The sequence below is a fragment of the Paracoccus litorisediminis genome, from assembly GCF_009711205.1.
In the GTDB taxonomy this organism is placed as follows: Bacteria; Pseudomonadota; Alphaproteobacteria; order Rhodobacterales; family Rhodobacteraceae; genus Paracoccus; species Paracoccus litorisediminis.
Map to the genome: position 1 here is coordinate 142,578 of NZ_WMIG01000007.1, position 24,485 is coordinate 167,062.

At 64.8% G+C, this 24,485-nt stretch carries 28 protein-coding genes; 15 read left to right on the plus strand and 13 right to left on the minus strand.

The features are described from left to right. Positions 1-101 precede the first annotated feature (101 nt). The 7 genes from GL300_RS14325 (at position 102) to GL300_RS14355 (ending at position 6,056) form a co-directional block, all read left to right on the plus strand. Complete coding sequence (locus GL300_RS14325; RefSeq protein WP_155040331.1) at positions 102-452, plus strand: PepSY domain-containing protein; 351 nt, start codon at positions 102-104, stop codon at positions 450-452. A 3-nt stretch (positions 453-455) separates the two neighbouring features. Continuing rightward, positions 456-1,118 carry a response regulator transcription factor gene (locus GL300_RS14330; protein WP_155040332.1) on the plus strand — a complete coding sequence of 221 codons (663 nt, stop codon included), beginning with the start codon at positions 456-458 and terminating at the stop codon, positions 1,116-1,118. Continuing rightward, positions 1,115-2,452, plus strand: a complete 1,338-nt coding sequence (locus GL300_RS14335) for a sensor histidine kinase (RefSeq protein WP_155040333.1) — start codon at positions 1,115-1,117, stop codon at positions 2,450-2,452. The genes GL300_RS14330 and GL300_RS14335 overlap by 4 nt, the downstream gene beginning before the upstream one ends. A gap of 120 nt (positions 2,453-2,572) precedes the next feature. Further along, the gene (locus GL300_RS14340; protein WP_155040334.1) at positions 2,573-3,004 is read left to right on the plus strand and encodes a MarR family winged helix-turn-helix transcriptional regulator; all 432 of its coding nucleotides are present in this window, start codon (positions 2,573-2,575) and stop codon (positions 3,002-3,004) included. Continuing rightward, positions 3,001-4,617 (plus strand): MFS transporter, encoded by a 1,617-nt coding sequence (locus tag GL300_RS14345; RefSeq protein ID WP_155040335.1) that lies wholly within the window; start codon positions 3,001-3,003, stop codon positions 4,615-4,617. Before GL300_RS14340 ends, GL300_RS14345 begins: the two co-directional genes overlap by 4 nt. After that, complete coding sequence (locus GL300_RS14350) at positions 4,614-5,681, plus strand: HlyD family secretion protein (RefSeq protein ID WP_155040336.1); 1,068 nt, start codon at positions 4,614-4,616, stop codon at positions 5,679-5,681. Before GL300_RS14345 ends, GL300_RS14350 begins: the two co-directional genes overlap by 4 nt. Positions 5,682-5,807: 126 nt before the next feature. Next, entirely contained in the window at positions 5,808-6,056 is a 249-nt protein-coding gene (locus tag GL300_RS14355; RefSeq protein ID WP_155040337.1) for a DUF1127 domain-containing protein, read from the plus strand. A 203-nt stretch (positions 6,057-6,259) separates the two neighbouring features. Here the strand turns inward: GL300_RS14355 and GL300_RS14360 are convergent, their stop codons facing one another. The 3 genes from GL300_RS14360 to GL300_RS14370 are packed head-to-tail and all read right to left on the minus strand — an operon-like array spanning position 6,260 to position 8,755. Further along, positions 6,260-6,742, minus strand: a complete 483-nt coding sequence (locus GL300_RS14360) for a RidA family protein (protein ID WP_155040338.1) — start codon at positions 6,740-6,742, stop codon at positions 6,260-6,262. A gap of 25 nt (positions 6,743-6,767) precedes the next feature. Further along, entirely contained in the window at positions 6,768-7,160 is a 393-nt protein-coding gene (locus tag GL300_RS14365) for a c-type cytochrome (protein ID WP_155040339.1), read from the minus strand. Between the two features lie 11 nt (positions 7,161-7,171). Next, a complete protein-coding gene (locus GL300_RS14370) occupies positions 7,172-8,755 on the minus strand; it encodes a flavin monoamine oxidase family protein (protein WP_155040340.1) in 1,584 nt (527 codons plus the stop codon). A gap of 378 nt (positions 8,756-9,133) precedes the next feature. Here GL300_RS14370 and GL300_RS14375 point away from each other — a divergent pair, with 378 nt between their 5' ends. Then, the gene (locus GL300_RS14375) at positions 9,134-9,523 is read left to right on the plus strand and encodes an ACT domain-containing protein (protein ID WP_155040341.1); all 390 of its coding nucleotides are present in this window, start codon (positions 9,134-9,136) and stop codon (positions 9,521-9,523) included. On the opposite strand, the gene GL300_RS14380 is transcribed toward GL300_RS14375, so the two are convergent. Further along, the gene (locus tag GL300_RS14380) at positions 9,520-10,164 is read right to left on the minus strand and encodes a GntR family transcriptional regulator (RefSeq protein ID WP_155040342.1); all 645 of its coding nucleotides are present in this window, start codon (positions 10,162-10,164) and stop codon (positions 9,520-9,522) included. The genes GL300_RS14375 and GL300_RS14380 overlap by 4 nt on opposite strands. Before the next feature lie 276 nt (positions 10,165-10,440). On the opposite strand from GL300_RS14380, the gene GL300_RS14385 reads away from it, so the two are divergent. The 5 genes from GL300_RS14385 to GL300_RS14405 are packed head-to-tail and all read left to right on the plus strand — an operon-like array spanning position 10,441 to position 16,621. After that, positions 10,441-11,670, plus strand: a complete 1,230-nt coding sequence (locus GL300_RS14385) for an NRAMP family divalent metal transporter (RefSeq protein WP_155040343.1) — start codon at positions 10,441-10,443, stop codon at positions 11,668-11,670. A gap of 55 nt (positions 11,671-11,725) precedes the next feature. Continuing rightward, on the plus strand, positions 11,726-12,496 hold the full coding sequence (locus GL300_RS14390; protein ID WP_155040344.1) for a LamB/YcsF family protein: 771 nt from the start codon (positions 11,726-11,728) through the stop codon (positions 12,494-12,496). Beyond that, positions 12,493-13,284: a putative hydro-lyase gene (locus tag GL300_RS14395; RefSeq protein WP_343043054.1), complete on the plus strand. Its 792-nt coding sequence runs from the start codon at positions 12,493-12,495 to the stop codon at positions 13,282-13,284. The genes GL300_RS14390 and GL300_RS14395 overlap by 4 nt, the downstream gene beginning before the upstream one ends. A 2-nt stretch (positions 13,285-13,286) precedes the next feature. Next, positions 13,287-14,843 (plus strand): 5-oxoprolinase subunit B/C family protein, encoded by a 1,557-nt coding sequence (locus GL300_RS14400; protein ID WP_155040346.1) that lies wholly within the window; start codon positions 13,287-13,289, stop codon positions 14,841-14,843. Continuing rightward, the gene (locus tag GL300_RS14405; protein ID WP_155040347.1) at positions 14,840-16,621 is read left to right on the plus strand and encodes an acetyl/propionyl/methylcrotonyl-CoA carboxylase subunit alpha; all 1,782 of its coding nucleotides are present in this window, start codon (positions 14,840-14,842) and stop codon (positions 16,619-16,621) included. Before GL300_RS14400 ends, GL300_RS14405 begins: the two co-directional genes overlap by 4 nt. A 35-nt stretch (positions 16,622-16,656) precedes the next feature. On the opposite strand, the gene GL300_RS14410 is transcribed toward GL300_RS14405, so the two are convergent. The 6 genes from GL300_RS14410 to GL300_RS14435 are packed head-to-tail and all read right to left on the minus strand — an operon-like array spanning position 16,657 to position 20,379. Next, entirely contained in the window at positions 16,657-17,091 is a 435-nt protein-coding gene (locus GL300_RS14410) for a c-type cytochrome (protein ID WP_155040348.1), read from the minus strand. Beyond that, complete coding sequence (locus tag GL300_RS14415; protein ID WP_155040349.1) at positions 17,091-17,558, minus strand: c-type cytochrome; 468 nt, start codon at positions 17,556-17,558, stop codon at positions 17,091-17,093. The genes GL300_RS14410 and GL300_RS14415 overlap by 1 nt, the downstream gene beginning before the upstream one ends. Next, a complete protein-coding gene (locus GL300_RS14420; protein ID WP_155040350.1) occupies positions 17,558-18,082 on the minus strand; it encodes a methylamine dehydrogenase light chain in 525 nt (174 codons plus the stop codon). Before GL300_RS14420 ends, GL300_RS14415 begins: the two co-directional genes overlap by 1 nt. Positions 18,083-18,102: 20 nt before the next feature. After that, a complete protein-coding gene (locus GL300_RS14425; protein ID WP_155040351.1) occupies positions 18,103-18,693 on the minus strand; it encodes a thioredoxin domain-containing protein in 591 nt (196 codons plus the stop codon). Positions 18,694-18,706: 13 nt separating this feature from the next. Then, positions 18,707-19,237 (minus strand): MauE/DoxX family redox-associated membrane protein, encoded by a 531-nt coding sequence (locus GL300_RS14430; RefSeq protein ID WP_155040352.1) that lies wholly within the window; start codon positions 19,235-19,237, stop codon positions 18,707-18,709. Then, on the minus strand, positions 19,237-20,379 hold the full coding sequence (locus GL300_RS14435; protein ID WP_155040353.1) for an amine dehydrogenase large subunit: 1,143 nt from the start codon (positions 20,377-20,379) through the stop codon (positions 19,237-19,239). Before GL300_RS14435 ends, GL300_RS14430 begins: the two co-directional genes overlap by 1 nt. 285 nt (positions 20,380-20,664) lie before the next feature. Here GL300_RS14435 and GL300_RS14440 point away from each other — a divergent pair, with 285 nt between their 5' ends. Further along, positions 20,665-21,435 (plus strand): FadR/GntR family transcriptional regulator, encoded by a 771-nt coding sequence (locus tag GL300_RS14440; protein WP_170297673.1) that lies wholly within the window; start codon positions 20,665-20,667, stop codon positions 21,433-21,435. Here the strand turns inward: GL300_RS14440 and GL300_RS14445 are convergent. Next, a complete protein-coding gene (locus GL300_RS14445) occupies positions 21,425-22,162 on the minus strand; it encodes a carbohydrate ABC transporter permease (RefSeq protein WP_394207359.1) in 738 nt (245 codons plus the stop codon). The two genes, GL300_RS14440 and GL300_RS14445, sit on opposite strands and share 11 nt — an antisense overlap. Between GL300_RS14445 and GL300_RS27445 the strand changes: the two genes are divergently transcribed. Beyond that, a complete protein-coding gene (locus tag GL300_RS27445) occupies positions 22,049-22,282 on the plus strand; it encodes an autoinducer binding domain-containing protein (protein WP_394207360.1) in 234 nt (77 codons plus the stop codon). The two genes, GL300_RS14445 and GL300_RS27445, sit on opposite strands and share 114 nt — an antisense overlap. Here GL300_RS27445 and GL300_RS14450 read toward each other — a convergent pair. Further along, on the minus strand, positions 22,252-23,136 hold the full coding sequence (locus tag GL300_RS14450; RefSeq protein WP_155040356.1) for a carbohydrate ABC transporter permease: 885 nt from the start codon (positions 23,134-23,136) through the stop codon (positions 22,252-22,254). The two genes, GL300_RS27445 and GL300_RS14450, sit on opposite strands and share 31 nt — an antisense overlap. A gap of 60 nt (positions 23,137-23,196) precedes the next feature. Continuing rightward, on the minus strand, positions 23,197-24,477 hold the full coding sequence (locus GL300_RS14455; RefSeq protein WP_155040357.1) for an extracellular solute-binding protein: 1,281 nt from the start codon (positions 24,475-24,477) through the stop codon (positions 23,197-23,199). Positions 24,478-24,485: the final 8 nt, after the last annotated feature.

Genomic DNA, 24,485 nt, shown 5'->3' on the forward strand with positions numbered 1-24,485 from the left:
GGCTCCGAGGATTGTTTTTGCCGGTCTTGCACAAGTCCACTGACACCGGCCTGACCGCGTCTGTCAGGGAATTGTCAGCGGACATGGGCTAGGGTCGCGCGATGACAACCCGCCCCGTCTCAATCCTTTTCTGCGCCGCCCTTGCCCTTCTGGCGCCCGCCGTCGCCCCCATGGCTCAGCAGGCCCTGCCGCAGCTTGAACCCGAGGACGGGCTGGATGCCGGATTCGCCCGCGGTGCCGTCCTGCGCGGCGAGATCCTGCCCCTTGACCAGATCCTCAAGATCCTGCGCGCCGAGTTCGACGGCCAGATCGTCGAGATCCAGCTGGAGCTGGAGGAGGGCATTCTGACCTATGAATTCGACATCCTCAGCCCCGACGGACGCCTTTTCGAGGTGGAAATCGACGCGGCAAGCGGCAAGATCCTTGAGGTCGAGGATGAGGATGACGACTGACCCATGCGCTGCCTGATAGTCGAAGATGACGCCCGCATCGCCGCCGATATCGCGCAGGCGCTGGAGCAGGCGGGCTTTCGCGCCGAACATGCGGCGGACGGCGAATCCGCGTGGTTCATGGGCGGGACCGAGGATTACGCGCTGATCGTGCTGGATCTGGGCCTGCCGCGGATCGACGGGCTGACCGTGCTGAAGCGCTGGCGGTCCGAGGGCGTCGATATTCCGGTGCTGGTGCTGACCGCGCGCGGCAGCTGGAACGAGCGCGTCGAGGGCATCGATGCCGGTGCCGACGACTACCTGCCCAAGCCTTTCCGTATGGAGGAACTGGTGGCGCGGGCCCGCGCGCTGGTCCGGCGCGCCTCGGGGCGGGTCAATCCGGTCCAGCAGGTCGGGCGGCTGGCGCTGGACACCAACCGGCAGACGGTCTCGATCGACGGGCGCATGCTCAACCTGACCCAGCTGGAATTCCGGCTGATCTCCTGTCTGGTGATGAATGCCGAGCGGGTGGTGCCGCCGGTCGAATTGCTGGAGCAAATCTATGGCGATGACGATTCCCGCGACGTGAACGCCATCGAGGCTGTGATTGCCCGGCTCAGGCGCAAGACCGGGCCGGGGGTGATCGGGACGCGGCGCGGCTTTGGCTATTTTCTGGAGCAGTCGCCTTGAACGCTTCGCGCGGCTCGATCCGCCTGCGGCTGAGCATCGGCGCGATCCTTGCCATCGCGTTGGCACTGCTGCTGGCGGGCCTTGCGCTAAGCGTGATGTTCAACCGGCAAGTGACTCGCCTGACCTATCAGGAGCTGGACGCGAAAAGTCTGGCCCTTGTCGCCGGGTTCGAGGGTGACCAGCCCGCCGCCGCACCTCATGATCAGATCGGCGGCGATCTGCGCTATCTGCAGCCCTATTCCGGCCTGTATTGGCAGATCGAGATGGACGGGCGCAGCTATCGTTCGCAATCGCTGTGGGACACGGTGCTGCCACTGGCCGCTGCCGCGCCGGCTGGCGGCAAGGTCGCGCTTTATGGCGGCGAGGGGCCGGATAGCCAGCGCCTGCTGATCCTTGACCGCTCGATCCTTGTCGGCGCAGACGCGCATCCGGTGCGGATCGCGGTTGCAGTCAGCCGCGCCCAGCTGGACGAGGCGCAGAAGCTGTTCGCGCGGGATCTGGTCCCGGCGCTGCTGGTCCTTGGAGTGCTGCTGACCCTGGCCTCGGTGGTGCAGGTCGCGATCGGGATGCGGGCCTTTGCCCATGTTCATCGCAAGGTCAGCGCGTTGCAGGACGGGCAGTTGGCACGGCTGGGTCAGGACCTGCCGCTGGAGGTCCGCCCGCTGGCGGCCGCCATCGACGAATTGATGGATGACCGCGACCAAAGGATCGAGCGCGCCCGCCACCGCGCCGCCGATCTGGCCCATACGCTAAAAACTCCGCTGCAGGCGCTGCGCGGCGAAACCAGCCGTTTGCGCCAGTCGGGCCAGCTTGAAGCCGCCGATTCCATCGACCAGATCGCCGATGCCGTGCGCTCCAGCGTCGACCGCGAGTTGGGCCGGGCCCGCATCGGGGCCGAGGGACAGGCCGATCCTGCCGAGGTCGTCGCCAAGATCGTCGCCGTCCTGAAGCGGACCGCGCGGGGTGAGGATATTGCCATCGACACCGAGATTCCCCCCGAATTACGGGTGCGGATCGACCCCTATGACCTGACCGAGGCCATTGGCAGCGTTGCCGAAAACGCCCTGCGTCATGCCCGTGCCAAGGTCATCATCCGCGCCGTGCCGCAGGGCCGCCGGGTGAAGCTGATCGTCGAGGATGACGGGCCGGGCGTCCCGCCCGAGCAACTGGATCAGGTGACGCGGCGCGGCAGCTATCTGGATACGGGCGGCACCGGGGTTGGCCTGTCGTTGACCATGGACATCGTCCATGCTGCCGATGGCGACCTGACGCTTGAAAACCTGACCCCCGGTTTCCGCGTCACCCTGACGCTTTGGCGGGCGACCAGCGGCTAAACCGGCCAAACTCTGCCACCCCTCGCGATATTTCATCAGGCCCGGCGCGCGGGGCCTTGATTATTCGCGCGGTATTGTTAGCTTGCTAACCAAGATCATTAGCAAGCTAACATAATTGATATGGCCGACCGTCCCCTTACCCTGTTCGACGAACTCGTCACGCTGACCCGCTCGATCCGCGCGGGCTTCGACCTGCGCGTCAAGAAGCTGGACCTGACCTTTGCCCGCGCCCGGCTGCTGACCACCATCGGCCGCAATCCGGGTGCCAGTCAGTCCGAACTCGCCACGGCTCTCGAGATCGAGACGCCGACCCTGAAACGCCTGCTGGACGCCCTTGAAGGGCAGGGTCTGGCCGAGCGCCGCCCGCTTGAGGGCGACGCCCGCAAGCACGCGATCTTTCTGACCGACACCACCCGGATCGAGCCGCTGCTGCGTTTCCGTGACGAGGTCGAGGCCGCACTGGTCGAGGGCATCGCGCCCGAGGACCTTGCCGCCGCGCGCCGCGTTCTGGGCCGGATGACGGTGAACGCCGAAAAGCTGCGCCGGGAATGAGCGACGCGCCCGCCACACCTGCACCCGCGCCGCTGATGCCCCTGCCACGGGCATTGGCCTATATCGGCGCGTCTACGGTCATCGCTTTGACCCAGGGTCTTGCGCAGGGTTTCATCAGCACGAATATCCCGCAGATCGCTGGCGATCTGGGGGCGACCACCACGCAGGCCAGCTGGCTGATGGCGGCCTATCTGATCCCGCGCGCGACCATGCCGTTGCTGCTGATCAAGCTGCGCACCCAATACGGCCTGCGCCGTTTCGCGGAAATCGCCATCGTGATCTATCTGGCGGTGGCGCTGATGTCGTTTTCGATCTTTGACCTGCGCTCGGCGATCACCGGGCAGTTCTTTGCAGGCATGGCCTCGGCCCCGCTGTCGACGCTGGCCTTTCTTTACATGCTGGAGCCGCTGCCGCCTGCATGGAAGCTGCGCCTTGGCCTGCCGCTGTCGCTGAGCGTGATTGCCGTCGGCTCGCATCTGGCGCGGGTGATCTCTCCCGCGTTGATGGGCGATGCGGGCTGGCAGGGGCTGCATGTGATGGGGCTGGGGATGGCGGCGGTGTCGCTGGGGCTGGTCTATGCCCTGCCGCTGCAATCGCCGCCCAAGATCAAGGTCATCGCGCCACTGGATCTGGTCAGCTGGGTGCTGATCTCGGTCGGGTTCGGCGGGCTGATCGTGGGTTTCGTCATGGGCCCGATCCATTGGTGGACCGAGGTTCCGTGGCTGGGTTGGCTGATGGCGCTGTCGATTGCCTGTCTGACCCTGGCGGTCGCGATCGAACTGAACCGCGCCGCGCCGCTGGTCGATATCCGCTGGCTGGTCAGTCCCGCCATGCTGCATCTGACCATCACGCTGCTGTTGTTCCGACTGATCCTGTCCGAGCAAAGCGCCGGCGCACCGCGGATGTTCCAGCAATTGGGGGTGACGCAGGGCCAGCTTGTGCCGCTGTTTGCGGTGATCTCGGCCGCGACCATATTGGGCGGGCTGGCGCTGGTCCCCTTCATGAAGCCGGGACGCGTCGCGCGCTTTCACGTGGTCGCGCTGGTGATGATCGCGGCGGGGGCATGGATGGACAGCAATTCGACCCTTGATACCCGCCCGGCGCAAATGATGGCCAGTCAGGCCCTGATCGCCTTTGCCGGGTCGCTGTTCATGGCCCCGGCCATGATGCGCGGGCTAATGGCCGCGATGGCGCGGGGGCCGAACTACATCCTGTCCTTCGTCATCGTGTTCCTGTCGACGCAAAGCATCGGCGGTGCCGCGGGGTCGGGGCTGTTTTCCAGCTTCATCAACCATCGGCAGGCCCTGCATCTGCAGGTTCTGCGCGAGGATCTGGCCACCACCGATCCCCTGCTGATGCAGGATATTGCCAGCCGTGCTGCCACCCTGATCCGGCAATTTCCCGACACCGCGCTGGCCCGCGCGCAGGCGATGGCGGCCATCGCGCAGGACGCCTCGGCGCAGGCCTATGTCATGGCCTATAACGATGCCTATTTCCTGACATTCCTTGTCGCGGCGGGGGCGCTTTTCGCGCTGCTCCTGCACCTGTTCCGCGACTGGCTGGCGGCGCGCTGGCCCCTGACCTCCCCTCATGTTCCCGAGCCCCTCAAATGACCAAGTCCCAGATCATCCCGACCGTCATCGCCCTGCTTGCCGGGCTGGCAGGCATCCTGATCATGCTGTTCGCATGGCATCTGCCGCCCTTTGCCCCGGCCAGTCCGCGCACGGAAAACGCCTATATCCGCGGGCAGGTCACGACGCTTGCGCCGCAGCTTTCGGGCTATGTCGCCGAGGTCGAGGTGCAGGACTTTCAGACCGTGACCAAGGGGCAGGTCATTGCCCGGATCGACGACCGCCAATATCGCCAGAAGCTGGCGCAAGCCCAGACCGCGTTGCAAGGGGCCGAGGCCGCGCTGAAGATCAAGGAACAGGGTGTCAATTCCGCCGAGGCCCGACTGCAATCGGCCGAAGCTGCGCTGCGCGCCGCCGAGGCCGTGCGCGACACCGCCCAGCAGGACTGGACCCGCACGAGCAAGCTGCATGAACGCGGCATCACCCCGCAAAGCTCGGCCGATGAAAGCCAGTTGGCCCTGCGCCGGGCCGAGGCGGCGATGATTCAGGCCAGCAGCGCCATCGACGTGGCGCGTGAGGATCTGAACGGCGCGCGGGTCGGTATCAATGCCAGCAATGCCGACATCGCCTCGGCGCAGGCTGCAGTCGAACTGGCCGGGATCGATCTGGCCAATACCCAGATCCGTGCCCCTGCCGATGGGCGGCTGGGTCAGGTCGGCGTGCGGCTGGGGCAATATGTGTCTGCTGGCACCTCGCTGGTCAGTCTGGTTTCGCCGCAGGTCTGGGTGATCGCGAACTTCAAGGAAACGCAGCTGCACGGCATGCAGGTCGGCGATCAGGCGCGCTTTACGGTGGACGCGCTGCAGGGGCGGGCCTTTACCGGGACGGTCGCCTCCTTCTCGCCTGCTACGGCGTCCGAGTTCAGCCTGCTGTCGGCGTCGAACGCGACCGGGAACTTCACCAAGGTCGCGCAGCGCCTGCCGGTGCGCATCGACATCGATCCGGGGCAGGAGCTGTCCGAGTTGCTGGAGCCCGGCCTGTCGGTGGTCGTGACCGTCGATCAAACCTCGGTCGCGCAGGGGCAGGGCACGAAAGGCAACGGTTAACGCGTTGGGGCATAACCCTTTCCGGTTCTGCCATCACGTGACGACATAGCTGCAATGACAGAAACGGGTCTGCAAATGCTGCGCTGCGGCGTCTAGATTGGTAGCGCAAACATAAGGAGCAAGACAATGCACGCAGCAGCACTCTCGGGCCCGGCCCGCAGCCGGACCACCACCGCCGCCAACAACACCAACCACGGCCTTCTTCTTCGCGTCCGCGCCTATTTCGCTGGCCGCCGGGTTGAGCGTCGCACGCTGGAAGAACTGGGCATGACCACCAACCGCGAACTGGCCGATCTGGGTCTGAGCCGCTACGACGTTCCGCGCATCGCCGCGCTGGCCGGTCGTCAGGCCGCCGAAAAGTTCCTGTCGGCCTGAACCGGCAGAACGACCGGGCCGCGTCAGAAGGCGCCGACCCGGAATGCGGACGATGACTGCCCAAAAGGGCGGTGTCGGAATGATTGCGAAGCGCCTTTAGACCGGTGATCCGGTCCGCGCTTCGATCGGTGGCCATGGGCATTCGCCCCCACCGCCACGGATGAGGGACCACAGGACGACCCGTGGCCCCCCGGTGGTGGGATTTACGGGCGGACCGCCGTGACCTCGATCTCGACCAGCCAGTTCGGATTGACCAGCTTCTCGACGATCATCGCCGAGCGGGCGGGCAGGTTCGGCTGGGCCTCGGTCCCGAAATACTGGGTATAGCCCTCCATGAAGCCCGCGAAATCGGCGGGCTGACCTTCGGGGGCCACCAGAAACACCTGCATCTTGACCACGTCACCCATGGTCAGGCCGATATCCTTCAGCGCGGTGTCGATATTGCCCAACACACTCAGCGTCTGGGTCTTGGTATCGCCCCAGGCTGCCGGGGTCTTCTTGTCGGCGGCCTCATCCGCGACCGAAGGCACCATGCCGCTGACATAGACGGTGGTCTTGCCAGCGGGGATTTCGACCGCACGGGCGATCGGGAAGTCCGAGCCGGGGGTCTTGTGGCGGATGACGTCATCGGCCTGTGCGATCATCGGCAGGGCGGCAAGGGCCGCGGCAAAAACGAATGGTTTCATTGGTAAACTCCTGTTAGTGGGGGATTCAGCGGGCCGCGGCGACGTCGGCGGCGGTGGTTTCGCCTTCAAAGGCATTGCCCAGATCGTGGCGGATATAGTTCACCACGGCGGCGATCTGGTCGTCGGTCATGACATCGCCGACCGGAGGCATCGCCTTTTGCCCATGGATGATCATATGGATCGGGTAGTCCGGCCCCTCCAGCATGGCATTGCCGGCCAGCGCCGGATAATGCCCCGCGCCGGTGGCACCGGTGCCATCCGGCATGTGGCAGCCCGAGCAGATGGCGTTGTAGATGTCCTTGCCCTCGGTGCCGGGAATGGTTTTGGCAGCCGAGGTGGTGACGAAATCCTGTGCGAATGCCGGGGCGGCCAGCGACAGGGCAGCCGCGACAGCGGCCTGTGCAAGGTGGCGTTTCATGTCTGGGAACCTCAGCCGATGATGTGCTTGTGAAGACGCTCGATGGCGTTCAGCGCCGAGAGGATCGCCCCTTCCTGCCATGCCGGCAGGAATGAGATATGCTCGCCCGCCATCAAGGTGCGCTGGTCCATGGCGGTCGCCGCAGGATAGTGCTTTTCCTTGTCGCGCCATTCGCCATAGCAGCCCAAAGTCCACGGCACGCGATGCCATGCGACGGCGACGCCATTCGAAAACTCGTCACGATATTGCGGATGGATCTGTGCGCCGAATTCCAGCGCCTTTTCGATCCGCGCTTCCGGCGCGATGGCGTTGAACTGATAGGCGGCAGCACCCCATGAATAGGTGCCCAGCAGCACCCCCGGCCCGTCGCTGAAGAAATTCGTCGACGGATAGGAGATCAGCGTGATCGGCAGGTTGGTATAGCTGATGCCGCCATAGATATGGTCGTCCTGTTCCCAGAACCGGCGCTTGAACTCCAGCCCGACCTTGATCGAGCTTTCGTAATACACATCCTCGATCGCCGCCGTCATCGGGGCCGAGAAATTATGCTCGATCTGGCCCAGAACCGAGAAGGGGATGGTGCAGATGCAGTAATCGGCCGAGACCGTCTGTTCCGCGCCGCCTGCTTTTGCGTCGACATAGGTGGCCGTGACGCCGTTTTCGCCGCCCTCATAGCGGATGACCTTGGCATTATAGGTGATCAGGTCCTTCACCTCGCGCTCAAAGGCCTGCGCGATCATGTCCATCCCGCCGACCGGCTGAAAGATCGCCGCCTGATGGTCGATGGATTCGCCGGTGATCAGGTTGTTCCAGAGCTTCCCCTTGAGGATGTCCGACAGCGAGATGATGTTTGAGGGCACGGGTTCCGCCCCGACACCACCGCCCGGTTGCTTTTCCCAGCCGCGATGTTCCGATACCTTTTCCGATTTCACATATTCCAGATCGTCGTTCAGTACGCCGTAGCGCTTGAGCGAGGCGACCAGCAGTTCGGCATCCTCGTCGGTGACCGCCTCATCCAGCTTGTCCTGCTTGACCGCCTTGGCCAGAAGTTCGGCGATCTGGCCGCGGTAATCGGCCTGAATTTCCTTGAACCTTTGGGGCTTGCCGCCAAAAGCTTCGGTATTGTGGACATAGGCGTTGTAGTTGACCTGCATGAAGGGCTCCAGCTTGACGCCGAAACGCTTGCAGTAATCCAGCACCGCATAGTGATCCGAGGGGATGCGCCACGGGCCGGGGTTCAGGTAATTGCCCTCGGCAAAGCCGACCTTTTGCGTGTAGCCGCCCAGTTCGGTGTAGCTGTCGCCGCTGCGCAGCGTCCAGCAGCGTCCACCTGCCTTTTCGCGGTATTCAAGGATCTGGACCTTGTAGCCGGCGCGACGCAGTTCATAGGCGGCGGTCATTCCCGCCAGCCCCGCGCCCAGCACCAGAACCGAGGCACCCTTGGGGTCGCCCTCCAGCTTGACCGGCCCCTTGTAGTCCGAGGTCCCGGCATAGCCCATCCCGGCCATCGCCGAATACATGGCCGAAGCGCCGGCGGCCATTCCGACCATTGCCAGCAGATCGCGGCGCGACATGCCCTTTGGTTGACTGCTCATATCTTCCTCCGGCACAGGCTGGGCCTGTGGCAGTTGTTAGCCCGTTCCCGCCTGCCAGATTGGCAAGGGCGGGCGTGCAGGCAGGTCATCATCGAAGCTTGGACCGGGTCGGATACGGCCGTGGGTCCATGCCGACCGTTACAACTGTGGCGCGCAGGATTGGCCATAGCGCGGCAACATCTCGCGTCATGCGGGAAACTGGTTGACTACCATACGAGCTGATTGAGCAGAAATTCGGCACGGGCCGCATGATTGGCGGGCAGCGCAGAGTGCATCGCGTTTTTCGGTACTGTGCTGCGGAACCGGATCGCGCGATGATTTCCCTCGGGTTTCGACAGCACACATGTCTAGGCTGGCTGGGTCGCAAAAGGGGCGAAGATGAGTGGGGAAACGGATCTGGGACAGCTTCTGGCCACGCTTTCACCGCGGATGGAGGACGGGCTCTATGTTTTTGTCACTGTGGCCGAGCTTCCGTCCGGCCTGCATCCGCGCATGATCTTTCACGAGGCCGAGGGCATCACCATGATCCTTTTGCGCGATCAGGCGGACAGGCTGGGCCTGCCTTGGGAATTTCCCTGCCGGATGATCACGCTGGAGGTGCATTCCTCGCTATCTGCGGTGGGGTTTATGGCCCGCATCGCCACGGAACTGGCCCGGCGCGGCATTGCGGTCAATCCGGTCTCGGGCTTCCATCACGACCATCTGTTCGTCCCCGAGCCGCGCGCGGCCGAGGCGATGCAGATTCTGGCCGAGATTGCTGTAAACTAGCCCAGCCGGGCAAAGGCCTGCAGCACGACCCGCTCGGATTGGCCCAGATATTCGTCCAGCATCACCGAAGCCGTCGCCGCATCGCCCGCTTCCAGCCGCTCAAGGATCTGGGCGTTACGGTCGATATAGGGGGCGTGCAGCATCTCGGGGCTGTCGAGCAGGCCAAAGGCCAGCCGCAATTCCGCGATGATCTGGGCGAAAAACGCATTCAGCCGCGGGCTGTCGCTGAGTGAGACGATCGCCGCGTGAAACTCCATATTGGCGCTGCCGATGCCGCGCCAATCGCCAATGTCGCGCAGGTTCTTGGCGCGTACGACCGCGGCACGCATCCGGCCTGCGCCCTCATGCCGGGGCCAGGCCTGCGCCAGCGCCGGAACCTCGATCAGGCGGCGCACCCGGTAGATGTCCAGGATTGACGCCATCGAGGGCACGGCGACGAACACCCCGCGGTTGGGTTCGTGGCGCAACAGCCCTTCACGGGTCAGCAGACGAAATACCTCGCGCAAGGTATTGCGCGAGATGTCCAGATCAGCGGCCAACCGCGCCTCGGACAGGCGCTGGCCGGGGGTCAACGCGCCCCCCGTCACCTGATCGCGCAATTGCGAGGCGATTTCTTCGGTCAGGCTGGGTTCTGAGCTCATGGGGCGTTCCGTCTGAAGTGCCGGGCATATTCCACAGGCCGGCCATCCCACACAAGCGGGCGCGGATGATTCGAGCCATCCTGCGCCCGCCATTTTGCCGTTTCAAATGTCATCCGGGGTGCATTCTGCCTGATTGACGGGCAGATCGTCCCCTTCAACTGATATGATTGTTCGACAATCATATACCAAGTGTCAAATAATCGTTGACGTACTGCCATACCAATCTCACAGTCCCGTCATCCAAGATCAGAAATATTCCAACAGGAGCATGTCAGAATGAGCGATTCCGCTCCCACCGCTGCCAATGCCAGCCTTCGTGGCGGGTTTCTGGCGGCAATCTTCCTGATGGCCACATCGGCCATCGGTCCGGGCTTCATTACCCAGACGGCGACCTTCACGCAGAAACTGGGCGCGGCTTTCGCCTTTGCCATCCTCGCTTCGATCCTGATCGATTTCGTGGTGCAGTTGAACATCTGGCGCATCACCGCGCTGACCCGGCGCAATGCCTCGGACACGGCCAATGCGGCCATTCCCGGTTCGGGCTATCTGCTGGCGGTGCTGATCCTGATCGGCGGGCTGGCCTTTAACATCGGCAATATCGCGGGTGCGGGTCTGGGCATGAACGCGATGTTCGGCCTTGATCCCAAGATCGGCGGCGCGATTTCGGCGCTGCTGGCGATCGGCGTCTTCCTGTCGAAACGCGCGGGGCTGCTGCTGGACCGCTCGCTGATCGGTCTGGGCGTCCTGATGATCGCGATGACGCTGGTCGTCGCCATCACCTCGAACCCGCCGGTGGGCGATGCGATGCGTCAGGCGATCCTGCCCGATGTGATCGACTTCCCGACCATCACCACCATCGTCGGCGGCACGGTCGGCGGCTATATCACCTATTCCGGCGCGCATCGCCTGCTGGACAAGGGTCTGGTCGGAGAGGAAAATCTTGCCGCCGTCACACGCGCCTCGTTGACCGGGATTGCGGTGACCGGGCTGATGCGCTTCGTGCTGTTCCTGGCGATCCTGGGCGTCGTCGCCTCGGGTGTGACGCTGGACCTGTCGAGCCAGGCCGCCAACCCCGCCGCGCAGGCCTTTGCCGCGGCACTTGGCGACACGGGCATGCGGATCTTTGGCGTGGTGCTTTGGGCCGCGGCCATCACCTCGGTCATCGGGGCGGCCTATACCTCGGTCAGCTTCCTCAACGTGTTCTCGACCATGACCGAGCGCAGCCGCAATATCGCGACGGTGATCTTCATCGCCTTCTCGCTGGCGGTCTACATGGCGATCGGCACGGCCCCGGCGGCAATCCTGATCTTTGTCGGCGGCTTCAACGGACTGATCCTGCCCATCGGCCTGACGATCTTCACCTATGTCGGCTTTGCCCGGCCCGACCTGATGGGCGGCCATGTCTACAACCGGGTGCTGCTGACCCTTTCGGCCATCGTCTGTGCCCTGACCTGGTATATGGGGATCAAGTCGGTCGGCCCGATCTTCGCCTTCCTCGGCGCCTGATGACCCTCGCGGCGGCCCGAAATGGCCGCCGCATTCTGGAATTTCGGAGGACAACATGACCCACCAGATCGACCTTAACAGCGACCTTGGCGAAGGCTATGGCGCATGGACCATGGGCGATGATGCGGCGATGCTGGCGATTGTCAGCTCGGCCAACGTGGCCTGCGGCTTTCACGCGGGCGATCCGCTGACGATCCTTGCCACGCTGCGCGACGCGGTTTCCCGAGGTGTCGCAGTGGGGGCGCATGTGTCCTATCCCGACCGCGTGGGTTTCGGTCGCCGTCCGATGGACGTGACCTCGGCCGAACTTACCGCAGACGTGATCTATCAGATCGGCGCGCTGCAGGGGCTGGCGGCTTCGGTCGGCACACGGGTCAGCTACGTCAAGCCGCATGGCGCGCTTTACAACACCATCGCCAATGACGCCCGGCAGGCCGATGCGGTGATCGCGGGCATCAAGGCCATCGACCCGTCGCTGGTGCTGATGGGTCTGGCGGGCGCGCCGATCCTTGAGCGCGCTAAGGCCGCCGGGCTGAAAACCGTGGCCGAGGCCTTTGGCGATCGCGCCTATACACCCGAGGGCCAGCTGGTCTCGCGCCGCGATCCGGGGGCGGTGCTGCATGACCCGGAACTGGTCGCGGCCCGCATGGTGCGGCTGGCGACCGAAGGCGTGATCGAGGCCATTGACGGCTCGACCCTGCGACTGCACGCCGACAGCATCTGCGTCCATGGCGACAGCGCTGGCGCCGTCGACATGGCCCGCCGCATCCGCGAGGAGTTGCTGGCCGCTGGCGTGTCCATCACCCCTTTCACGGAGACCAAATAATGCTGCGTCCCGATCCCGCCACCGCCGCCGCGGCCCGCCTGCAATGCCGGGGCGGGCTGATCGCGCCGACCGCAGGCATGGCCCCCGGTTTCACTCAATGCAACATGATCTCGCTGCCGCGCGATTGGGCATGGGACTTTCTGCTTTACGGGCAGCGCAACCCGAAGCCCTGCCCGGTGCTGGACGTGACCGATCCCGGCAGCCATCGCACGGCGCTTGCGCCTGATGCCGACCTGCGCCGCGACCTGCCGCTGTACCGCGTCTGGCGCGATGGCGTTCTGACCGAGGAACTGGCTGACGCGACCCAGGTCTGGGCCGAGCATGCCGATCTGGTCACCTTCCTGATCGGCTGCTCCTTCACCTTTGAAACCCCCTTGATGCAGGCCGGGATAGAGGTCCGCCATGTCGCGCAGGGCTGCAATGTGCCGATGTATCTGACCAATCGCGATTGCCGCCCGGCGGGCCGCTTGCACGGGCAGATGGTCGTGTCGATGCGCCCGGTCCCCGCCGACCGCGTGGCCGAGGCCGCGACCATCACCGCCCGCTTCCCCGCCGTTCACGGCGCACCGGTCCATATCGGCTCGCCTGAAACCCTGGGCATTGCGGATCTGTCCAAACCCGATTTCGGAGACCCAGTGCAGATCCGCGACGGTGAGGTCCCGGTCTTCTGGGCCTGCGGGGTGACGCCGCAGGCCGCTGTCATGGCCTCGAAGCCGCCTTTCGCCATTACCCATGCGCCGGGACACATGTTCATTACCGACGTGCCCGACAGCCAATGGCAGGTGTGACCATGCGCTTCCTTCCCGTCGGTCCCCGCACCGTTCTGGTCGAACTGGCCGATCTCGACCAGACGCTGGCTTTGTTCGATGCGCTGCTGGCCGACCCGATCGAGGGCGTGGCCGAGATCGTGCCCGCCGCTCGTACCCTGATGATCCGCATGAGCCCCGGCTTTGCCGCCGATGCGGTGCTGGCCGGGCAGGTGGTGGCCCGCCAACCTGCCCCCGGCACAAGGCGCGAGGAAGGCCCGATTGAGACCGTCGAGATCCCGGTGATCTATAGCGGCGAGGACCTCGACGATGTCGCACGGCTGATGGCCCTGACCGTCCCCGAGGTCATCGCCGCCCATCAGGCAACGACGTGGCAGGTGGCATTTTGCGGCTTTGCGCCGGGCTTCGCCTATATGACCTGCGACGATCCGCGCTTTGACTTGCCGCGCCGTCCTGCGCCGCGCACAAAGATTCCGGCGGGCTCGGTCGCGCTGGCCGGACGCTTCTGTGGCATCTATCCGCAGGAAACCCCCGGCGGCTGGCAGCTGATCGGCACGACCAAAGTCCCGATGTGGGACCTGAGCCGCGACCCGCCCGCGCTGCTGCGTCCGGGCGTCCGCGCACGCTTTGTCGAAGGCGCGGCGGATTTCCACCGCTCGGCGGCGATCCCTGCGCCGGTCACCGAGCCTGCCTTGACCGTCCTCTCCTCGGCCTTTCCGATTGTCTTTCAGGATGATGGCCGACCGGGACAGGGCGGGCAGGGGGTTTCGGCCTCGGGCGCGCTGGACATGGGGGCGCTGCACCGAGCGAACCGCGCGGTCGGCAACCCGTCGAATACGCCTGCGCTGGAGATTACTCTTGGCCCGGTCCGGTTGCGCGCAGACCAGCCGGTGACGCTGGCATTGACCGGCGCGGCCTCCGCCAGTGTCGCGGGCATTCCCCAACCCCAAGGCGCAGCTTTCGCTCTGGATGCGGGCGATGAACTGACGATCCTGCCACCCGAGACCGGGATGCGCAGCTATCTGGCCCTGCGCGGTGGTTTCGATATCGCCCCGGTGCTGGGCTCTGCCGCCACCGATACGCTGGCCTTTGTCGGCCCTGATCCGCTGAAGCCCGGCGCGGTGCTGGGTTGCGCCAATCGCCCCGCGACATCGGTGGCCGAGCCGCAGGATCAGCCTGCATTGCCGAAGGCTGGCGATCTGGTCACGCTGCCAGTGACTCTGGGACCGCGCACCGATTGGTTCACGCCGCAGATGGTCCAGCATTTCCTGACGCAGGAATGGCTGGTGACGCCGCAAAGCTCTCGGGTCGGGATCCGCCTTGAAGGGGCGCAGCCGATGACGCGCGAGGATGCGTTGGAGCTGCCCTCGGAAGGGACCGAGACCGGCGCCATCCAGATCCCCCATTCAGGCCAGCCTGTGCTGTTTCTGGCCGACCACCCGCTGACCGGCGGCTATCCGGTGATCGCGACGCTGCTGCCACAGGCTTTGGATCTGGCAGGCCAGATCCCGCCCGGCGCCCGCATCCGCTTTACCGCCGCCCAAGATTTTGTCCCGATTACCCCTGCGAGGTCCGCATGACCCTTTTCGCCGCAAATACCGACGCTGCCCCCGAGCGCCCGATCAAGCGCCTGCTGATCGCCAACCGCGGCGAGATCGCCGTCCGCATCATCCGCGCCTGCCGCGATGAGGGCATCGCCTCGGTCGCCATTTTTGCCGATAGCGACCGCGATGCGCTTTTCGTACGCATGGCCGATCAGGCCCATGCGCTGGGGGGCGAAAAGCCCGCCGACAGCTATCTGAACGCCGACAAGATCATCGCCATCGCGCGCGAAGCGGGTGCAGATGCGATCCATCCCGGATATGGGTTCCTTTCCGAACGCGCCGAATTCGCGCAGGCCGTGCAGGATGCCGGGCTGATCTGGGTCGGTCCCGATCCGAAGGTAATCGAGGCCTTGGGCGACAAGATCGAGGCCCGCCGCATCGCCGAGGCCGTGGGCGCGCCGCTGGTCACGGGCACGCCCGGACCCGTTGAGACCCCGGCCGAGGCGCTGGCCTTTGCCAAGGCGCATGGCCTGCCGATCGCGATCAAGGCCGCCTTTGGCGGCGGCGGTCGCGGCATGAAAGTCGCCTGGCGTCTGGAAGAGGTCGAGGAGTTGTTCGAATCCGCCACGCGCGAGGCCCTGACCGCCTTTGGTCGCGGCGAATGCTTCATCGAGCAGTTCCTTGACCGCCCCCGTCATATCGAGGCGCAGGTGCTGGCTGACAAGCACGGCACAGTCAAGGTAATCGGCACGCGTGACTGTTCGCTGCAGCGCCGCAACCAGAAGCTGGTCGAGGAAGCCCCCGCCCCCTTCCTGACCGACGAACAGCGCACGCGCATCCACGATTCCGCCCGCGCGATCTGCGCCCATGCCGGTTACAGCGGGGCGGGCACGGTGGAATTCCTGCTCTCGGCCAATGGCACGATCTCCTTCCTCGAGGTCAACACCCGCCTGCAGGTCGAGCATCCGGTGACCGAGGAAACCACCGGCATCGATCTGGTGCGCGGCATGATCCGGGTGGCGCAGGGCGCACGTTTGACCGACGAAACGGTGCCCGAACCGCGCGGCCATTCCATCGAATTCCGTATCAATGCCGAGGACCCGGCGCGCGGCTTCCTGCCCACGCCCGGCCCGATCGAGGTCTTTGACGCGCCCTCGGGTCCGGGCATCCGCGTGGATAGCGGCGTGGCCTCGGGGTCGGTGGTGCCGGGCAGTTTCGATTCCATGATGGCCAAGCTGATCGTCACTGGCGCGACCCGTGCCGAGGCTTTGGCCCGTGCCGCCCGTGCCCTGCGCGAATTCCGCATTCAGGGCGTGGCCTCGGTCCTGCCTTTCGACCAACTGGTGCTGGAGCAGCCGGATTTCCGTGCCGAGGATGGCGATTTCCGCGTCCATACCCGCTGGATCGAGACCGATTTCGCCGACACCCTGACCGCCGCGATGGCACCCCATGCTCGCGTGACCCCGGCAGCCACCGCGCCGATGCTGCGTCTTGCGGTTGAAATCGACGGCAAGCGGGTCGAACTGGGCCTGCCCGCGAACCTGCTGGCGGCGTTGCCCGCGGGCGGCGGCGCGTTGCCAGTCGCCGAAACCGAGGCACTCGACGAGGCCGCCGTCACCGCCCCGGTCGCAGGCACGCTGACCCTGTGGCAAGCCGAAGAAGGCGCGCAGGTCGAGGCCGGGCAGGTCATCGCCGTCATCGAGGCGATGAAGATGGAGACCCGGATCGAGGCGCATCGCGCCGGGCGTCTGACCCGTCTGGCCGAGGCCGGGACGGTGCTGGGCTTTGCAGCAGCACTGGCCCGGATCGTCTGAAATGCCCCCGGCCCGTCATTCGGGCCGGGATTTCGTCACGGCCAGGGGTAATCGGCGATCCGATGCCCCTTGGCCATCAGCTTGGCCGCAACATCGCGGCGCAAGGCCACGACATCGGCCACCGGCACAGCTCGGAGGCGGGTGACTTCGGCGGCGGTAAAGGGCTCGGCCTCTCCCGGCGCCCATTCGCCCAGCACGTAATTCATCACCTCGGCAATCTCGGCATCGTCAAGCGAGGCCGAGACCACCCCCGGCACATGCATCATGTAGGTGCGGCCCAGATCATCGGCGGCGATCACCCCGACCGAGTTGGGAAAGGTCGGGATGCCGCCCTCGACCGTGCCCACGCCGTCCATGCCGTGGCAACCCGCGCAGCGCAGGATGTAGTCGCGATGCGCCTTGCCATCCGCAGCGGCGACAGGGGCGGCAAGGGTCAGCAACATGGCGGCCAGCGAAACGGGGCGCAGCATCAGCCTTCGGGCCTCATGGCGATCAGGTCATGGGCGGCGGGGGCGGCAGCGCGGGTCGCGGCGATCAGATCTGGCGTGACCTTGGGTCCTGCGCCCGGTGCATCGCGACCCACCTCGAGCAGCACCCAGTTGGCGACGCTGGCGGCCTCGATGTCACTCAGGCCCGATTGCGGTGGCATGATCAGCCCGGCATAGGTCTCGTCCCCAGCAACGATCGTTCCCATCAACCCCGAGGCGATCACGCCCGCAAGGTAATCCGGCCCCTTGTCGCCAAAGGCATCCCAGAAACCCGGACGGTTCAGCGCCGGCGCAAGGCCGGGATTCCCCGCACCGCCCTCATTGTGGCAGGCGGCGCAGTGATCGGCGAAAAGCTGGGCACCCGTCGCGTCCTGCCCCAAAGCCGGGGCGGCAAAGGCCGCCACCAGCAGGGCCGGAACCGCCATCGGGCGAATTCTGGCAAACCGCATCACTCGGCCATCCCGACCACGACCGAGACGGTGCAGTGATAACCCTTGTCGGTATTGGCCATGCACCAGTTGATGTCGTTATACAGGCCCATGCGATAGCCCGGACGTTCGCCCTTGGAGGTGTAGCAGAATTTCGCGGAATTGACCTGAGGCTTGCCGCAGCAGTCGTTGTAGCTAACCAGATAATCCTTGTTGTCATCCGGGTTGGTGCAGGTCCCGACCCATGACACCGAGGATGCCGACGAACCCGGCGGACAGGTGGTCAGCGAACCGCCCGAAGTCGAGCACAGGTTGCCGTCCAGCGCACAGTGCTTCCAGTAGCCGCAATCGTCCTCGGGCAGGGGGGTCGCAGCATTGGCGCGGCGGTCAAAGGGCAGGATCGGGGTCGCGGCTGCGGCACCCAGCAGAGTGATCCCGGCCTTGGCCAGAAAGCTGCGGCGGCCATGGGTCCGGGCCGCGCCGCGGACACGGCCCTCGGCGGCCTTGTCGATGGATTTGAACAGGTTGTCGATGAAACGGGGCATGATTGCTCCTTGAAGGGGTGTCAGGCGGCGGCGTTCAGGCCCATCGAGGCCTGAAGCGAGGGCACGCCGGTTTCAGATGCGGTAAACAGGCTTTCGAGCTGCTCGCGCGAGTTCACGAGGCCCTTGGCGCGGACGGTTCCGTCCGGCCCGATCAGCACGGCAAATGGCAGTTTCGCGACCTTGAAGCTCATCCCCAGTTCCGAGGACAGGACATAGGGAAAGTCCTGCAGGCGCTCGGTCTCGATCAGGCGGCGATGCAGCGCCTCGCGCCCGTCCGAGGCAAGGATCACGTCCAGCCAGCGGCCTTCATCCTCGCGGATCCCGGCCAGCACGGGCAGAAGCACCTTGCAGATCGGGCAGGTGGTGGACAGGAAGAACACCAGCTGCGCCTTGCCCGAATTGCCCAGTGTCAGGCCGGGGCCATTCAGGTTCGGCAGCGCCAGTGCCGGAACCGGGCTGCCCAGTTCCGGCCCGCTGCTCGAGATCATCGCGCCGACCGGCGAGACGCGCTCGAACAGGATGCCGATCTGGCGGGCAAGGACATAGGTCAGGGCCAGTTGGACCAGCACCACGACCCAAAGCGCGATCAGGGCGAATGTCATGATTTCCATTGCTTTTCCTTTCTCAGCTTGCCCGGCGGATATTCGGCAGATGCGCGGCCAGACGCTCGGCCACGGCTTGCAGCGCAGCGAAAGTCAGTCCCATGGCGATGCCGGTCAGCACCGCCAGCGGCCCCAGCCCGCCCGAGGGCAGGAGGGCAATGCCAAGACCCAGCGCGGTGAAACCCGCATTGCGCCCCAGCGTCAGGCCCGAGATGCGCTGCGGTGCGCCACCGCATCCGCAATCGATCCGGGTCTGGCCACGAGCCAAGGCCAGCGCCATAAGCAGACCATATCCCGCGAAGATCCCCGCAGCCGCCCAGCCCGCCCATGCGTGGGTGCCGGGCATCAGCAGCCCAAGCACCGTGGCGGCCTCGACCACGGTCAGGGCGCGGATGATGGCGGGTGTCCAAGCATCTGGGACCAGCCCATAACCCTGCGCAAAGCCGACCGTCTCCAGAAAGGCATGGCTTTTATGCCAGACCGAACGGATCAGGATCAGCGCCACGAAGGTCGAGCAGGCAACCGCCGTGATCGGGGCAAGCTGCGTCATCATCAGAAATCCGTGGTGATCAGCGCCGGGAAGCTCGACAGACCTTCGAACTCGCCAGCCTTGGTCAGCGTCACCTCGCCATCGGCCTCGGCATAGGCGTAGCGGGTCAGGTTGCCTTCCTCGGACGCCGCGAACAGGACGGGCGCGTCGCCCTTGCTGACCGCCAGCGTGTTTTCGTGATGCGCGGGCGAGCGGCCGACGACCTTCTTCGAGGCCAGATCGACGGTCCAGATTTCCTGAGCCGGGTCCTTGTGGCTGCCTTCCTTGGCGCCGGAATGCATCAGGATGAACAGCTTGCCGGTGGCGGCATTATAGGCGATGGCCTCGGACCCGCCCGGTGCCCATTTGCCGATGACGCCGTCAGTCAGCTTGACCGTTTCGGCCAGAACCGGGGCTTCGCCGCTGTCATCGACGACATACAGGTTGCCGTTGAAGGACAGGTAGATCAGCTTGCCCTCGGCGCGGACCGGGTTGGCGAAAAGCGCGTCCGCGTCGGGATCAAAGATCTTGGCGGATTTCTTGGGCTCGGCAAAGCTGCCGTCCGCGGCCCAGGCATAGCTGGCCAGCGTGCCGTCGCCGCAGATCGTGGTGAATTTCATGCCCGTGGCGGGAATGGCGGTCCAGCAGCCGGGGGTCGGGATCTCGGCAATCGCCTTTTCGGCCTTGAGGTCGATGACCGAAACCGAAGTCGCGGGCGTCGCGTTCTGGGCCAGCAGATAGGCTTCGTCATCGCTGAGCGCGAACAGGCCGGGCTGGCTTTCGACATGGGCGAACTTGGTCGGGATCTCGAATTCACGCTTGCGCGACAAGGTCGCCAGATCCCATTCGTGCAAGATCACCGTGACCGGGCCATAGACGAAGCGCTGCATATAGACCGAGCCGGTATAAAGCGACTTGCCGTCGCGGCTCAGCACCATCTGGGCGGTGGTGCCGGGGCCCATGTTGCCCTTCATCTTCAGGCCCTCATCGGCACCCAGCACGTCGATCTTGCTGGGACCGTTCCATGACTGGTCAAGGACAAGGACGTTCGGCCCCTCGGCAATATGGGCTTCGACGCCCAGCTTTTCGGGCGTGAAGGTGTCTTGCGCAGCCGCAGGCAGGGCAAGGCTTGCCAGGATGAATGGCAGGACCGTGCAGGATCTCATTTACTGCTCCTAGAATTGACTATCTCGATCCAGAGCAGTCGCCCGTGCGATTTTCATCCATGGCGAGGGGGCAGGACGCGCAGAAATACACGCCTGCCATACCAGATTGCAGCCTGCTGCCAGCAGTGGCGTGTGCTGCCACAGTTTTCGCCATCCCAAGATTGCCGGACACCGCGCGGTGAAATCCGCTTGGTCGTGCGAAAACCGTGGGCGTCCACAGCGAATTGCCGCCGCAGTCGATTATTTTCGCTGAACTTTGCGCCGGGATCGGCTATCACAAGGGACATGAAAATCTCTGTGCATTCCGACGCCCCGCCCGTCTTTTCGACCCATTCGACGCGCCGCATCCATGGCTCGATCGCGGACTGGCTGGGCCGCCAGATCGTCTCGGGCGCGCTGGCCGTGGGTGAGCCGGTGCCGAAAGAGATGGAGTTCGGCGAACATGCCGGGGTCTCGCGCGGGGCTTACCGCGAGGCGCTGCGTCAGGTCGCGGGCAAGGGCATGCTGATCAGCCGCACCCGCAGCGGCACCCGTGTCGCCCCGCGCGAGAACTGGACGCTGCTGGACCCCGACGTGGTGCGCTGGTTCTTTGAATCGGGCACGCCGCCCGACTGGTTCATCACCTCGCTTTACGAATTGCGCGCCATGGTCGAACCACCTGCCGCAGCGCTGGCGGCGGGACGGCGGACCGAACAGGATCTGGCGACGTTCCGCACTGCGCTGCATGCCATGCGGACCTGCGACATGACGGAAACAAGCTGGCATCAGGCCGATGCCAGCTTCCACCGCTCACTTTTGCGCAGTTCGCACAATCCCATTCTGGCGACGCTTGAGGCTGGAATTTGTGCGGCGGTGGCCTTCACCACCGCCTTCCGTTACCGCGACATGCCCAATCCCCACACCCGAAACCCGGTCGAGGAACATGCCGCTGTCTTTGAGCGGATCGAGGCCCGCGACGCCGAGGGGGCGCAGCGCCTGATGGCCGAACTGGCCGATACGGCGCTGCTGGATACCTCGGGGCGGACGGTATTCGACCTGCGCCAGCTTACCCCTTGACGCCGGATGAGATCATCACCGCCTCGGTCACCCGCTTCTGGAAGATCAGATAGGCGATGGCGACCGGGGCCGCGCCCAGCAGCGCCACCGACATCAGCCGCGCATAGGCCACGCCAAAGGCGTCGTTCACCTGTGTCAGCCCGACAGGAATGGTCATCATGTCCTCGGTGGTGATGACAAGGAAGGGCCACAGAAAGGCGTTCCACGAGGAAATGAAGGTGATGATGGCCAGCGCCGTGGTGATGCCCCAGTTCAGCGGCAGATAGACCTTGAACAGCATGGTGTAATCGCTGCCCCCGTCCAGCACGACGGCCTCTTTCATTTCCTTGGGCACGGCGTCGAAGAACTGTTTGTAGACGATGATCACCACCGGCACGACCAGCTGCGGCAGGATGATCCCGCCCCATTTGTTGATCAGGCCCAGATCGTTCATCAGCATGAATTGCGGCACCACCAGCACCTGCGCCGGAACCATGAAACTGCCCAGCACGACGCCGTAAAGCAGCCGCCGCCCCGGAAAGTTCATCTGGCTGATGGCATAGGCGCACATCATCCCGGTCAGCAGCACGATGGCGGTGATGATCAGGGACGTCCCGATCGAGTTCACATACCAATGCACCAGGCTCGAATTGAACAGCGCGTCGTGATAGGCGCTCAGGTTGAATTCATCGGGCAACAGCCCGGCCTGATCCGACACGACCCGGTTTTCCGTGCGGATCGAGGTCACGAAGGCCCAATACAGTGGAAAGATCCAGATCGCGCCCGCGACCAGCGTCAGCGCGGTCAGCGCCGCGTTCTCGATGCGTTTTTGAGCGATCATTTGCGCCCCCTGATGCGCAGAAGCTGATATTGCAGGACCGAGACCGTCACGATCAGCAGGAACACCACCAGCGAGATCGCCGCCGCATAGCCGCCGTTGTTCTGCTGGAACGCCTCGCGATAGACCATCAGCAGCAGCACATAGCTGGAATTGAACGGCCCGCCTTCGGACAGCAGGTAGACCTGATCGAACAGCTTCAGTTGCAGGATCAGTTGCAGCGTCAGCACCAGCGCCACGACCGGCCATAGCAGCGGCCAGGTGATGCGGGCGAATTGCTGGCGGCGGTTCGCCCCGTCCAGCGCCGAGGCTTCATACAGGTCCTGCGGGATATTGCGCAGCCCGGCCAGCAGCAGCAGCACGTTGAAGCCGTTGGTCCACCAGATCGTCACCAGCGCGACCATCGGCATCACCCAATGCGGGTTCTTGAAGACCGGGATCGGCTTGCCGGCGATCAGTTCAAGAACCGGTTGCAGCACGCCGAACTGGAAATCCAGCATCCATGCCCAGATCTGGGTCACGACCGAGACCGGCAGGATGTAGGGCAGAAAGAACAGCGCCAGCGCCAAGGCCTGCAAGCGCCCCGACAGGCGCTGGACCATCAGCGCGATGCCAAGCGCGATGGCGGTGGTCGGAACAACTGTAAGAAGGACGAAATAGCCGTTGTTCTTCAATGATGTATAAAACAGCTTGTCGGACAGCAGCTCGCGGTAGTTCTGCAGGCCCACCCATTCGCCGCCGCCGATCAGCGTGGCATTGGTGAAGCTTAGCCGGATGACCTCGACGATCGGATAGGCAAAGACCAGCGAAAAGATCGCGACAAAGGGCAGGATCAGGGAATAGGCGACAAGCCGGTGGCGTCGCTGGTTGCGTATCATCGCCATGAAGGGTCCTTTCCGAAGGCGCGCGGCCCCCGGAGCGATGTCCGGGGGCCGCGAGTGTCGTTACTTCATCGCCTTTTCCAGCTCGGCGCGCAGCTGGTCGACGGCGTCAGTGGCGGGCATATAGCCGTGGATCGCCGGCGCGATGATATTGACCGCCGCGTCATAGGTGGGCGAGGCCACGCCCGCGACCGGGCTGCGCGGATCATAAGTGGCGCGGTCGGCCAGGCCCGCATAGTTGGAATTGGGCTTCATCGCCGCAAATTCCGGCGAGGTCGCCACCGGCTTATAGGCCGGAATATGGCCCGCCGCCGCCCAGTCCAGCGAGTGCTTCTCCATCCAGCCGATCAGCTTCATCACGGCCTCGCGCTTTTCCGGGGCCATTTCGGCTTTGCCCTGGATCGGCACGGCCCAGCCATGGCTGTCGGCCCAGTTGGTGTGCTTCTCCAGCAGGGTCGGGATCTCGGCGACGCCCCATTCAAAGCCCAGCTCATTCTTGGCCGACAGATCGACCATGGTGGGAACCTCCCACGCGCCGTTGAAGAAGAAGGCCGACTTCCCCGAGGTGAACAGCGCGACCGAAGCCTCGTAAAGCGCCTGTTCCGGCTGCCAGCCATTTTCGGCCCATTTGGTCATGATCTCGACGGCGCGCACGGCCTTGTCGGCGCTGTCGCCGGGCAGGACCTGCCCATCGGCCGAGATCAGCTCTCCGCCCTGTTGGGCCAGCAGGGTGTAAAAGACGCGATAGACCCCGCCATCGTCGCCGGTCGCGTAGGAAATCGGCGCGGTCGAGCCATTGGCCTTGGCGGCGGCAAGGGCGGCCTCGAATTTCTCGAGCGAGTCGATGCCGGTCAGGTTGCCCTCGGCGTCAAGGAAGGGCGTCCCCTTCAGCAGGTTCTTGTTATAGAACAGAACCGTCGAATGGATGTCGAACGGCACGGCGTAAAGCGTGCTATCCGGACCCTTGGCGGCCTCCAGCGCAGGGGTGTAGAAATCGTCCTTCGCCAGACCCGCTATCTGCAGGTCGGCGTCCGTGATCGGGGTCAGGATGCCTTCCTTCAACCCCATCGGCAGCCGGGACAGGTGATAGGTCATCACATCCGGGCCTTGCCCCACAGCGGCCGAGGTCCGCACCTTGGTATAAAAGGGCGTGCCCCATTCCAGCGTGGTCGCATTGACCTTGATGTCGGGGTTTTCGTCGTTGAACTGCTGGATCAGCGCCTTCATCCGCGCGCCGTCGCCGCCGGCGAAGAAATCCCACCAGGTGATCGTCTGTTGCTGCGCCATGACCGGCATCGCACCCGACAGCAGTGCCGCCATGGCCAGCGAGGTAAACAGTTTCATTTTTCTTC

Excerpts from the sequence above, each read along its gene's own strand:
- GL300_RS14360 (WP_155040338.1), bottom strand. The coding sequence starts at position 6,742 with ATGAAACCATTCGTTTTTGCCGCGGCCCTTGCCGCCCTGCCGATGATC.
- GL300_RS14410 (WP_155040348.1), bottom strand. The coding sequence starts at position 17,091 with ATGCTGCGCCCCGTTTCGCTGGCCGCCATGTTGCTGACCCTTGCCGCC.
- GL300_RS14390 (WP_155040344.1), top strand. The coding sequence starts at position 11,726 with ATGACCCACCAGATCGACCTTAACAGCGACCTTGGCGAAGGCTATGGC.
- GL300_RS14455 (WP_155040357.1), bottom strand. The coding sequence starts at position 24,477 with ATGAAACTGTTTACCTCGCTGGCCATGGCGGCACTGCTGTCGGGTGCG.
- GL300_RS14370 (WP_155040340.1), bottom strand. The coding sequence starts at position 8,755 with ATGAGCAGTCAACCAAAGGGCATGTCGCGCCGCGATCTGCTGGCAATG.
- GL300_RS14340 (WP_155040334.1), top strand. The coding sequence starts at position 2,573 with ATGGCCGACCGTCCCCTTACCCTGTTCGACGAACTCGTCACGCTGACC.
- GL300_RS14405 (WP_155040347.1), top strand. The coding sequence starts at position 14,840 with ATGACCCTTTTCGCCGCAAATACCGACGCTGCCCCCGAGCGCCCGATC.
- GL300_RS14365 (WP_155040339.1), bottom strand. The coding sequence starts at position 7,160 with ATGAAACGCCACCTTGCACAGGCCGCTGTCGCGGCTGCCCTGTCGCTG.
- GL300_RS14420 (WP_155040350.1), bottom strand. The coding sequence starts at position 18,082 with ATGCCCCGTTTCATCGACAACCTGTTCAAATCCATCGACAAGGCCGCC.
- GL300_RS14325 (WP_155040331.1), top strand. The coding sequence starts at position 102 with ATGACAACCCGCCCCGTCTCAATCCTTTTCTGCGCCGCCCTTGCCCTT.
- GL300_RS14440 (WP_170297673.1), top strand. The coding sequence starts at position 20,665 with ATGAAAATCTCTGTGCATTCCGACGCCCCGCCCGTCTTTTCGACCCAT.
- GL300_RS14355 (WP_155040337.1), top strand. The coding sequence starts at position 5,808 with ATGCACGCAGCAGCACTCTCGGGCCCGGCCCGCAGCCGGACCACCACC.
- GL300_RS14375 (WP_155040341.1), top strand. The coding sequence starts at position 9,134 with ATGAGTGGGGAAACGGATCTGGGACAGCTTCTGGCCACGCTTTCACCG.
- GL300_RS14345 (WP_155040335.1), top strand. The coding sequence starts at position 3,001 with ATGAGCGACGCGCCCGCCACACCTGCACCCGCGCCGCTGATGCCCCTG.
- GL300_RS14385 (WP_155040343.1), top strand. The coding sequence starts at position 10,441 with ATGAGCGATTCCGCTCCCACCGCTGCCAATGCCAGCCTTCGTGGCGGG.
- GL300_RS14425 (WP_155040351.1), bottom strand. The coding sequence starts at position 18,693 with ATGGAAATCATGACATTCGCCCTGATCGCGCTTTGGGTCGTGGTGCTG.
- GL300_RS14430 (WP_155040352.1), bottom strand. The coding sequence starts at position 19,237 with ATGATGACGCAGCTTGCCCCGATCACGGCGGTTGCCTGCTCGACCTTC.
- GL300_RS14400 (WP_155040346.1), top strand. The coding sequence starts at position 13,287 with ATGCGCTTCCTTCCCGTCGGTCCCCGCACCGTTCTGGTCGAACTGGCC.
- GL300_RS14330 (WP_155040332.1), top strand. The coding sequence starts at position 456 with ATGCGCTGCCTGATAGTCGAAGATGACGCCCGCATCGCCGCCGATATC.
- GL300_RS14350 (WP_155040336.1), top strand. The coding sequence starts at position 4,614 with ATGACCAAGTCCCAGATCATCCCGACCGTCATCGCCCTGCTTGCCGGG.
- GL300_RS14415 (WP_155040349.1), bottom strand. The coding sequence starts at position 17,558 with ATGCGGTTTGCCAGAATTCGCCCGATGGCGGTTCCGGCCCTGCTGGTG.
- GL300_RS14435 (WP_155040353.1), bottom strand. The coding sequence starts at position 20,379 with ATGAGATCCTGCACGGTCCTGCCATTCATCCTGGCAAGCCTTGCCCTG.
- GL300_RS14450 (WP_155040356.1), bottom strand. The coding sequence starts at position 23,136 with ATGGCGATGATACGCAACCAGCGACGCCACCGGCTTGTCGCCTATTCC.
- GL300_RS14380 (WP_155040342.1), bottom strand. The coding sequence starts at position 10,164 with ATGAGCTCAGAACCCAGCCTGACCGAAGAAATCGCCTCGCAATTGCGC.
- GL300_RS27445 (WP_394207360.1), top strand. The coding sequence starts at position 22,049 with ATGCACCAGGCTCGAATTGAACAGCGCGTCGTGATAGGCGCTCAGGTT.